The sequence below is a fragment of the Priestia sp. SIMBA_032 genome, assembly GCF_046535215.1.
Taxonomy (GTDB): Bacteria; Bacillota; Bacilli; order Bacillales; family Bacillaceae_H; genus Priestia; species Priestia aryabhattai.
The window spans coordinates 19,546-31,145 of sequence record NZ_JAWRXD010000033.1 but is presented as its reverse complement, the minus strand read 5'-3'; the positions used below and the strand labels follow the sequence as shown (position 1 = coordinate 31,145).

General features: G+C 36.9%; 7 protein-coding genes and 1 pseudogene. 5 read left to right on the top strand and 3 right to left on the bottom strand.

Annotated features, from left to right (window positions below):
• Together SB717_RS31325 and SB717_RS31320 are read right to left on the bottom strand one after the other, a co-directional pair.
• Positions 1–4,454: tandem-95 repeat protein (locus SB717_RS31325; protein ID WP_410906550.1), on the bottom strand; the 4,454-nt coding region annotated here is incomplete at its 3' end.
• A gap of 559 nt (positions 4,455–5,013) precedes the next feature.
• A complete protein-coding gene (locus SB717_RS31320; RefSeq protein WP_016766751.1) occupies positions 5,014–5,298 on the bottom strand; it encodes a DUF4183 domain-containing protein in 285 nt (94 codons plus the stop codon).
• A gap of 371 nt (positions 5,299–5,669) precedes the next feature.
• On the opposite strand from SB717_RS31320, the gene SB717_RS31315 reads away from it, so the two are divergent.
• Together SB717_RS31315 and SB717_RS31310 are read left to right on the top strand one after the other, a co-directional pair.
• A complete protein-coding gene (locus SB717_RS31315; RefSeq protein WP_410906548.1) occupies positions 5,670–6,074 on the top strand; it encodes a DUF4183 domain-containing protein in 405 nt (134 codons plus the stop codon).
• 227 nt (positions 6,075–6,301) lie between these two features.
• Positions 6,302–6,910 (top strand): DUF4183 domain-containing protein, encoded by a 609-nt coding sequence (locus SB717_RS31310; RefSeq protein WP_410906546.1) that lies wholly within the window; start codon positions 6,302–6,304, stop codon positions 6,908–6,910.
• A gap of 1,087 nt (positions 6,911–7,997) precedes the next feature.
• Here the strand turns inward: SB717_RS31310 and SB717_RS31305 are convergent.
• On the bottom strand, positions 7,998–8,387 hold the full coding sequence (locus SB717_RS31305) for a hypothetical protein (protein ID WP_341329362.1): 390 nt from the start codon (positions 8,385–8,387) through the stop codon (positions 7,998–8,000).
• Between the two features lie 336 nt (positions 8,388–8,723).
• Here SB717_RS31305 and SB717_RS31300 point away from each other — a divergent pair, with 336 nt between their 5' ends.
• The 3 genes and pseudogenes from SB717_RS31300 (at position 8,724) to SB717_RS31290 (ending at position 11,484) form a co-directional block, all read left to right on the top strand.
• Positions 8,724–9,059: an SPW repeat protein gene (locus SB717_RS31300; RefSeq protein ID WP_410906544.1), complete on the top strand. Its 336-nt coding sequence runs from the start codon at positions 8,724–8,726 to the stop codon at positions 9,057–9,059.
• 663 nt (positions 9,060–9,722) lie between these two features.
• Positions 9,723–10,457 (top strand): hypothetical protein, encoded by a 735-nt coding sequence (locus SB717_RS31295; RefSeq protein WP_074684280.1) that lies wholly within the window; start codon positions 9,723–9,725, stop codon positions 10,455–10,457.
• Between the two features lie 400 nt (positions 10,458–10,857).
• A pseudogene (locus SB717_RS31290) lies at positions 10,858–11,484 on the top strand (DUF1796 family putative cysteine peptidase).
• Positions 11,485–11,600 lie beyond the last annotated feature (116 nt).

Sequence of the window (11,600 nt, the reverse complement as noted above, 5' to 3'; positions counted from 1 at the left end):
TCCGCAATGGTAAAGCTGACATTGGACGTAATTGGAGGATCATTTACGGGTATGACATTGATGGTTACCGTGGAAACAGCCGTTCCTCCCTGACCATCTGATACCAGCACGGTAAACTGGTCGCTTCCATTAAAATTTAGATTTGGCTGATAGCTAAAGGTTCCATTGACATTTACTGCCGCCACTCCGTTGGTTGGCGCAACTTGCAGCTGATAACTGAGAGGATTTCCATCTACATCTGTCCCTACTATGGCACCTACTACTGGGCTGTCTTCTTGTGTACTGAACGTGTAGTTTGGCACCGTTGGTGCATCATTCACCGGCGTAATAGTGACCGTCACCGTGGAAACATCTGTTCCTCCTTGGCCATCCGATACCAACACGGTAAATTGATCGGTTCCATTAAAATTTAAATTCGGCTGGTAGCTAAAGGTTCCATCTGCATTCACCACGGCTACTCCGTTGCCAGGTGCTGTCTGCAGGCTGAACGTTAACGGATTTCCATCTGGATCTACTGCCACGATTTGATTGATTAACGTGCTGTCTTCCGCAATGGTAAAGCTGACATTGGACGTAATTGGAGGATCATTTACGGGTATGACATTGATGGTTACCGTGGAAACAGCCGTTCCTCCCTGACCATCTGATACCAGCACGGTAAACTGGTCGCTTCCATTAAAATTTAGATTTGGCTGATAGCTAAAGGTTCCATTGACATTTACTGCCGCCACTCCGTTGGCTGGCGCAACTTGCAGCTGATAACTGAGAGGATTTCCATCTACATCTGTCCCTACTATGGCACCTACTACTGGGCTGTCTTCTTGCGTACTGAACGTGTAGTTTGGCACCGTTGGTGCATCATTCACCGGCGTAATAGTGACCGTCACCGTGGAAACAGCCGTTCCTCCTTGGCCATCCGATACCAACACGGTAAATTGATCGGTTCCATTAAAATTTAAATTCGGCTGGTAGCTAAAGGTTCCATCTGCATTCACCACGGCTACTCCGTTGCCAGGTGCTGTCTGCAGGCTGAACGTTAACGGATTTCCATCTGGATCTACTGCCACGATTTGATTGATTAACGTGCTGTCTTCCGCAATGGTAAAGCTGACATTGGACGTAATTGGAGGATCATTTACGGGTATGACATTGATGGTTACCGTGGAAACAGCCGTTCCTCCCTGACCATCTGATACCAGCACGGTAAACTGGTCGCTTCCATTAAAATTTAGATTTGGCTGATAGCTAAAGGTTCCATTGACATTTACTGCCGCCACTCCGTTGGTTGGCGCAACTTGCAGCTGATAACTAAGAGGATTTCCATCTACATCTGTCCCTACTATGGCACCTACTACTGGGCTGTCTTCCTGCGTACTGAACGTGTAGTTTGGCACCGTTGGTGCATCATTCACCGACGTAACAGTGACTGTCACCGTGGAAACAGCCGTTCCTCCCTGGCCATCTGATACCAACACCGTAAACTGATCAGTGCCGTTAAAATTTAAATTCGGTTGATAGTTAAAGGTTCCATCTGCATTCACCACGGCTACTCCGTTGCCAGGTGCTGTCTGCAGGCTGAACGTTAACGGATTTCCATCTGGATCTACTGCCACGATTTGATTGATTAACGTGCTGTCTTCCGCAATGGTAAAGCTGACATTGGACGTAATTGGAGGATCATTTACGGGTATGACATTGATGGTTATTGTGGAAACGGCCGTTCCTCCCTGACCATCCAATACCAACACGGTAAATTGATCAGTCCCATTAAAATTCAGATTTGGTTGATAGCTAAAGGTTCCATTGGTATTCACTACAGTTATTCCGTTTGTTGGCCTGTTTTGCAACTGATAACTAAGAGGATTTCCATCTACATCTGTCCCTACTATGGCACCTATTACTGGGCTATCTTCCTGCGTGCTGAACGTATAGTTTGGCACTGTTGGTGCATCATTCACTGGCGTAACAGTGACTGTCACCGTGGAAACAGCCGTTCCTCCCTTGCCATCTGATACCAACACCGTAAACTGATCAGTGCCGTTAAAATTTAAATTCGGTTGATAGCTAAAGGTTCCATTTACATTTACCACGGCTACTCCGTTGCCAGGCGCAGCTTGCAAACTAAAGGTTAATGAATCTCCATCTGGGTCTACCGCTACAACTCGATTGATTAACGTGCTATCTTCCGCAATGATAAAACTGACATTGGACGTAATTGGAGGATCATTTACGGGTATGACATTAATGGTTACCGCGGAAACGGCCGTTCCTCCCTGACCATCTGATACCAGCACTGTAAATTGATCGGTTCCATTAAAATTTAGATTTGGCTGATAGCTAAAGGTTCCATTGGTATTCACTACAGTTATTCCATTTGTTGGCCTGTTTTGCAGCTGATAACTAAGAGGATTTCCGTCTACATCTGTCCCTACTATCGCTCCTACTACAGGACTGTCTTCCTGCGTACTGAACGTGTAGTTTGGCACCGTTGGTGCATCATTCACCGGTGTAACAGTGACTGTCACCGTGGAAACGGCCGTTCCTCCCTGGCCATCTGATACCAGCACCGTAAATTGATCGGTTCCGTTAAAATTTAAATTAGGGGTATATATATAGGAACCACTGTTAGTTACAGTAACTGTTCCATTTGTTGGTGGAGACTGTAATTGAAAGGTAAGTGAGTTACCATCCACATCTGTAGCTTGTATCTGACCAACTAGAGGGGTATCCTCATTAGTGATAACTGCATAGTTTTGAGTAACAGGATTATCGTTTACAGGTGTATTTATAATTGTAACTATGGAGGTAGCTGTTCCTCCTTGCCCATCGTCTACAATAACCGTAAATTGATCGGTTCCGTTAAAGTTTAAATTAGGGGTATAGACAAATTGTCCATTAGGATTAACTGTTACTATTCCATTTGTTGGCCTCGTACCAATACGATATGTTAATGGATTTCCATCAATATCATTGCCAATAACTGTTCCAATTGCTACAGTATCCTCGGGATTTGTAATAGTATAGTTTGGAACTGTAGGAGGGGTATTAATAGCTGTTACGCTATTAACAGGAGACGCACCTGATCCAGTTAATACATTTCCTGGTGTACTTTCAAATTGGTAATTAATAAAAACTTGATTACCAAGAGAAGAGATTGATGTAAGAGGGCCAACCACTCTAACCAGATATGTCAAAACTCGAGTTTGATTGATATTCAGTGTTCCAAGGGGCAGACCATTTCGAATATCCACGTTTGTCTGAGTAACACCATCTACTTGTAAACTATTAGGAATAAATGTTGTTGCTGAAGACAATGGATCTGTAGCTATTAGGACATTGGCTGCAGCAGTTCCAGTATTACTTACTTGAACTGTATAAGTAATGATATCCCCTGTTCGAGCAGATGTAACATTAGCAGATTTTGATACATTTAAAACAGGTGCATTAATATCTACTTGAAGAGCCAAAGCACTAATAACATAAGTATCTCCATTTGTCGTCCCACGTACGACGGCGCTAGTTTGATTATTTGATAAACGAGCTGAGACGTCAATATTGGTAATATCCCACCCCTGTCTCGCACCAGATAAGCTACCTCCTGGTGTACTATTTAAACTGCCAAACTGTCCACTTGTATCTAATGTACCACTGTCGTTATTAATCTGAGAAGCGAAAAAGTTATTTATTGGATTATTAGGACCAGAGACAGGCTGCAAAGACGCAGTTGTAGGCCCAAATTGAAGCTGGTCACCTACTATAGCCGAATCTCCTTCAATAGCACTTACTAATAATCTTCCGTTGACTGTTCCTGTAATAGGCGTGCCAAATCCAGACACAGCTGCTGTAGAACTTCCTGCAGCTGAACTCGTTAATTCTGCTCCAACAAAAATAGATAAGTTTCGAGACTTTTGTAAAGGATCAGCATACACTACAGCCAGTGTCCATCCTGCTGCATTAGCGTTGTTCTCTGTTGTACTTTGTGTTCCAGGAACTCCTAGAACTGAATACGTACCTGCTTGAGAAATCAAATTTGTTACATTTGCACTACGCACATAATAAAAACTTGAACTTGTTAAGGTAAAGCGTGTAGCCGTATCTGATTGCACACTAACCGTTCTGCTAGGAGTAATAAAAGTGACAGCATTATTTAAAGCAGAACTAACATCCTCTCCACCATAAAGGTAGCTTCCTCCCCATATTAATTCTGCGTATAGAATTTGAGTAGTAGTAGATGGAAGTCTTAAAATAGCACTGGAGGAATTTTGTAAGTAATTCGCAGTAGTTCCTGTAGGAAAGGAGCCGTCTACAGAACTTGGGTTGACGCTAAAGAACGTTCCAATAGACCCTGCTGTTCCAGGAGCATTAGCATTAGCTTGTTTATTTAACCCAAATGTGTTACCTGTAAATGTAATAGCTCCATTGGCATTGGTTAAAAATCGATTTACATATGGCAATTAATTCACCTCTTAGAATAAAATAAATCGTTTCAGTATATAAGAGAAGTAAGAAAATGTGTATATCTCCCCTCCTTTATAAATGAATATGTTTATATATATGCGCCAAAAAGCCCAATCATTAGGTGGGAATTAAGTGAGGTTAATATCCGAACCCTCATCTTAATACAATAAATAAAAAAACTACTGAGTTTAGTCAGTAGCTTGTCATAAAGCAATTAGAAGCTTCTTATGTAAATTCCAGATGGTCACATTACATAATTTCTCCCTCTTTATTTGATACATGAATAAAGAAAACGTAAGGGGGTAAAGGTGACAGGTAGATTTTGCTTATTTAAAAGAAGATATGCTGTTGAAAAAAGAGATGTAAACCTAACTATTATAAGCAATCATATGATCAGGTTATGCTTGAGACTCCATCTCTTTTAGTATTTTGTTTGTGATATAATTTCTATCCTTGCTATTGTCTAATCACTGCTTTATTTGAAAATAAGAAATACATATTTCTGAAAAATGTCTGATTTGCTTACAGAAGAACTAGTCCAGAAATAGGATACGACTAGTTTACAACAAATTCTATTACAATTGGAGTCGCTGGAGAGAGTGTGTCACCATCTGGAATAGTAATGGCAGCAGTGGTAATAGTCGATGTATCAGCTGTTTGAATTTGACCATTAATATAAAGGTTATAATATGCAGGTGATGATGGAAAAGCTGTAGCAGCTATACCTGTATCAGTCGTAAAAGCTGTAGCAAGAATAGTGTATCCAGGACCTGTGCCTGTTCCATTTCCTGCTATAGAACTGAATTTCAGGGAATTCATAAAAGGTTTTACAATAGGCATTCATATACACCCCTTTCTAAAAATATTAAGTTTAGCATTCTCATGTGAATTTATTAATAAAAAAGAGGCAAGAAACAACTTTATAATATACGTTACCTGTAATTTTGATTTTAACTTGTTAGCAAGGTACTTGAAAAAGTCTTCTCCCTATTGTATTATTCTTCTCCCCAGATTTAGAAACGGCGAATAACTAAATATATAAATATATATTCAAAGTCTTATGTCTAAAAGTATTAATTATTAAGAAACAAGAAATATGTGGACGAACTATAGACATTTGACAGTTGCGAATTTAGAAATTTGGATTATTAATAGAAAGAAGGACTATCTAATAATTCCTTCACTGATTAATTATGAAGGAGTGAATTTATATGCCTATTATTAAACCGGTTTTTACAGCTACTAGCACTATTACCGGAGATATTACAGTTGCCACTGCAACCAGTGTTGCTCCTACACCTGCTAGATTTACTGCAATCGTTACAGCTCCAATGGTTGTTGGCCTAACAACAACCGTCCCTGCTGGAAGCTTTATTGATGAAAATGGAACTGCTCTTACAGTCTTACCTACGCTTACCTCTAATTCTTATGCTACTGTTTATGTTAATGGTGTAGTTCAACCAACTAGTGCGTACATTTTGTCACCAACTGATCTAGCACTTGATGATGATGTCACGGTTGGAGCACCTGTTACTTTAGAAATAGTGACTCACACAGCAACCTCCACTTCAACACCAACGAGTACTTTAGCAGTTACTACTGTTATTAGTACGTAATACCATTAATTTCATAATTATATTAACTATTGTTTGTATAAATCTAGAAACTTTTATCCATTAAGGTGAAGAGCTATATTGGTTAAGAAGAAGATCACAAATGTGATCTTCTCTTTTTATTTATGCATTTCCGAAATTACATTAACTGAGTATATAATTTATCCCCTTTTATTCGGTATGAGAATACATTAAAACAAAATTCACTGAAAGGAGGAGGTAAAGATAGGATGAATATAAAGCACAAAGATCATTATTATAAAAAATTATGTTATCAAAAAAAGAAATGCAAAAAACGTTACTCTAAAAAGATTTACGATGAGTACAAACTTCCGGACTCCCTTTCTAGAAGGGATCCTTCATGTATTAATAAATTTTGTTCTTACTGTAAATCTCATCCTTGCTGTTGTCTAAAACCAGGACCACCAGGACCTCAAGGAGCCACAGGACCTCGAGGAGCTACAGGACCTCGAGGAGCCACAGGGCCTCGAGGAGCTACAGGACCTCGAGGAGCTACAGGACCCCAAGGACCACCAGGACCTCAAGGAGCCACGGGACCTCAAGGACCACCACTTCAGGGAGTAATACCAACAACTAGCTTATTATACTTTACTTTTTCAGATGGACAGAAACTTGAATATTTAAACAGTGATGGTGTACCACAATACGGAGATGCCAAAATATTGTCACCGAATAAAGTTTCCTATATTAACTTATTTATAAATGGTATTCTGCAGCCTCAAAGTACTTACACAGTTGAAGAAGGAAAATTAACTTTAGAAGAATCTCCTTCAAAAGATGTACCAATTACTCTACAATTTATAATTATCAATTCATAAATATAAATTGTATATAATATGGCTGTTTCCTTTACTAATTAAGATAACAGATATTAGGGAATAAAACTTCACTTTACGTCCTATAGAATATATATAATGAAATTTTCAAAACATGGGCTAGCTTACTTGTTGTCGGTTTTATCCTTTATTACTTCCTACTCTTGATTTAACTAGCTATTATCTTCAGAAATTATACTTAAAACTTAGCTATTTTACATTTGTGCCCGAGGGAACCCCGTCTCCTTCTAAGCCGAAAAAGTTATAGAAGTTATAAAAAGCCTACTCTTAAAATTTGAGTAGGCTAAGTTATTTTAACGTATTCATTAATATCATTAAGTTTTTTTACCTGCGATTATGTTAACTATGCAAGCGACCCATTGTACGACCATAGGTATGTCTCTATTGTATTTTTAATAATAGAAAAAGGGTAGAGAAGTTATTTCTTTTAGTACCGGTTTGTAGTGAAAAGGAAAATATAAGGTTTTAAATGAATATAAAAGAATTTTTTATATTTTATTTTTCCTTCTTATAAACCCTTGAGATTAGCCAATTTATGGAGAGAGGAATAAATAATGAAGTTAGCTGAAGCATAGCCGTTGGAACTAATGATGCCAGTGACTCTCCCTATATAAAAATATTTATAAATTTTCTGTGTCCTAGGACAAGAGGAAAAACAATTCATTAATCAATGATTAATATAGGATTATGCAATCAAACCTCTTACCGAACCTCATACTAATACAACTAAGGAGCATGTTCTTTTACATAATTATCACTATTAGGGATAGAGCAGATTAGAACTAATGATTATAATCATTTTTATTTGTATCTGAACATGTATATTTTTTATTAGTGTAAATATTCGTTTCAGAATTTTTCCCCTATAGTTAAGTTTTCCATCAGTTAGTTTTTAGAAAGACAGATGACTTTAAGAATACAAATTACTTTATGGTCATATGCCTGTTTTAGGTGGGTTATCTATATGAAAAACATCTAACAGCATGGTATTTACTATACATATATTGCTTCACTGGCTTGAAAACAAAAAAGAAAAAAACTGACACAGTGTTCTTCCTTTTTTTTTCTCTTATCTCATGAATTTCACAAACCAACTTTTGGTTAGCTTATATGCTTGTTCTAATGTATAAAACTTTACTTTAAATGTTTCCCGAACCAAATCTGTGAACCCTACTGTAGAACTTATAGAAGGGTTTGCGATGTACCATCCCTTACTTTGTCTAATCAGATCTGGCATTTTAAGAATTGAACCATTTCCTACATTATGCCAAATGACATGATCTGTACTGTTTAGATCATCACTCATAATATCAAAGGTAAATGTTATACCCTGATACTTCCTTTCAACTACAACCCTAACTTTTTTATTCGTAGGTAAATGAAAAAGTGAAAAGTTACGACTCGATCTGCTTTTTTGGCCAGGGATTGGTGTACATAAAGAGTTTATCTCCGCCTCCATTTTTAGTCTTCCCTTCTATATGGGACATAAGGAAATAATATAAAAGAAAGTAAAAATATATGATTATTTTGACAATTTTTCTCCTATTTAAAAAATATTAATATACAAAGATAGTAATTTTACAGGTAATTATAAAGTGAAATGAGAAATATAAAATACAGTTAATTACTGCAGCCCTGATTCCTATTTGAGCCCAAACAATCTGCCCTCTACAGATTGTTTGGGCTGTTTTATAAATCGCTATGTATCCTAATTTTAGTTAATGTTAATAATTTTTAAGCATATAATTCAGTAATGAAATCTTTAGGGATTTCATAGACCTTTGGAGGTGTAACCGTGAAAATAAGGGGTAATTTAAATGCATTAATTGGGATATGGTTTATTATCGCACCTTGGGTTATTGGTTTTTCAGATCAATCGGGAGCTTTATGGTCAAGTATTATTTTTGGAATTATTCAAGTTATTGTATCATTGTGGGGCTATGACAAGCCTGGTTGGAATTCTTGGCAAAATTGGATTTCCACAATTACTGGTGTCTGGTTTGTAATTTTCCCATTCATCTATTCATTAACAAATGGAGAGGTTTGGTCAAGTGTAATTCTTGGTTTAATTACGATTGTATTTAGTTTATGGAACTTGGGATCTAATTCGGGTTCAAAGGCTGTGGATTAAAGATAAAATGGATAGGAACCAACCACTTGAGCAAGCTACTTAACAACGATGAAGTGGTTAAGGTCTCAAAAAGTGAAAATCTAAAAATAGGGGGCTATTTCCTATAGGGAATAGCTCCCTATTTTTAGATCTGGTTCTACATGTTTAAGATCCCAACTTCCTTATGCAACAAGTTGTTCGTTACGATAGTCTACTGGCGATTATCGATTTAATTATTTTTGTATTTTTATATAAATATATTGATTTTTTAATACTTCTGGTAAGTAAAGCCTTACCTTTTCCCTCCCTCATTAAGAGTTCATGGAAATTCTTAAAACAACATTCTCCATTTCCCATCTTCTAATGTAACGTTCTTGATCAGTATATTCTTTTTTTTACACGTCCCTATTATCTAAAAAAAGCTTGACCCTCCTTTTCATCCAAGGATGACCAACTGTGACTTTTTCAACATCTGCTCTAAGGGTGCAGCCTAGAAGTTCAGTGTTTTTTCTATTTTGAATGTATACAATATGTAAAATTATCTAGTTAAAATAACTATTATTATCTAGCCATTGGAACTCTTAATTTCAATAGCTTTTCATCTATCTGCACATGTCCAAACTTTTTTCATTCAAGTGAATATTCTACTAGTACAAATATCTTTTATGAAAGGAGAACATCATTTTGCCAATCAACATTCAACCGATCCTCATTAGTATGGACCTTATTCTACAGGATGTTTTAAAACCAAATTTCGTTACGCCACAGTATCCCGCGGCATTCAGAGAAATAGCAATACCTGTCCCTACACCTCCGGGAGTTACCAATTTACCCGCCTTTATTTATTTTGACCTTGATAATCAATTTACTTTAACACAAGAACAAGATATTAAAGATGCCATTTCACTTGTACTATTTAACTGGTTCCATCATCTGAGTCAAAAATGGAATGATGGAGCTAATAATGGCATTTCTAATTTAGCTGCTTGCAATAATGTGTACGCAATACGGAATTTACAACCTTCTTGGTATATTGGACCACGTATTCCCAATGGGTTAGTGGCTACGAACGTAGCTATGGACCAATTCACCCGACTTATACGTGACAACGGTTTGCGTCTTGCTCCCAAAGCGAAGATTTTTGCTGGCTCCCTTGATAATGATTCCCTTACTTTGGCTTTAACAGCTTTAAACCGAACCAAAGTACCTTTATCATTTATTGTTGATCTATCGAAGGTAGGCAATATTGGCATAGATGCGGGATCCATTATGCATGCTTGGTTACATCGGTCAGGATTTTATGCTCCTAATACAACTAGTTATTTTATTACGGAGTGTTCAATGTGTGTTATGCGAGATTATGAACTTAAAAACCTCTTTCTACCCGATAGTGCTTTCTATAAATTTTTTAGTCAATGATGAAGAAGTTAAAAGTGTAAGAGATATACAAAGTTAGTTTTTAAAAGAACTAATGGAATCTAATATCTTGAGCAAACTACCCGAGATGCTCTAAAGCATCCATTTGGAAATCCCCATTGTTTTGAGTTAACAATATGTATCATGAAAAGCTACTGAGACCTGTTCAGTGCTTTTCCTTGTTTTTTAATGTATATCATATACAGATCTACTCAACATAATGGAGTTTATCGATATCTAAAGAATTTTTTAAATGGACATTTTTTCCTCTTGAGCTTATTTTTATAATTCACCTTTTTTACAACTTGTCCAATCAAATTTATCCAATTAATCATCTTATATAGTAAGTCATAAAAAAAGGAGAATTCTGTTGAAGCTAAAAGAAATTAAGGGATTATATGATGTGATTGTTAGTTTAGGTAGCGCTTGTAATCCGGCAATGAAATTAAAACGGTTAAATTTAAGGACATTCGCTGGACCATTAGATTGGAGTGTAGCTCTATCACTTTCAGATGTTAATAGACTACTTAAAAATAAATTCAATGGCTTTATGGAACTTGAAAATATGTAATTGATAGATGGAGCATTTGCATTTAGTAATGACGGAGTCTTGATTGAAGGTGTCAAAACTTATTTAATAGAAGATACCCATTACAATATTATTTCAGTACATGATTTCCCAATAATTCCAAATCAACATTGGAGTGCAACGTATATTTCCTATAAAGAGAAACTTACCCATCGAATCAATCGATTTTTCGAAAAAATTACAAGTTCTCAATCTATTTTATTTATTAGATGGGCGGCTACCTATGAACAAGCTGTAGAATTACAATCGACTTTGGAGGGAATTGTTAAAGGTCAGTTCAATATTCTTATTCTTTGCCCAGAAGAAGGCTTTAAGGGTGTAAGTGAAATTGATTGGGGACTTGATAAAATATGTGCAGTTAAAGTACCTAGAATCCCAAATGACTCTGGGACTTGGAATTATGTTTTAGAAGGTATAACATTGCCCCCTAGAAAACAATAGTATCCATCGAGTTATATAGTTTCCTACCTTCCTGTTCTCTTTCGAGATAACGACATTCGTTTTCTCCCCTATCCTTTACCCTCTGTCACATCGTTGAATCTTATGATTTCCTTCCC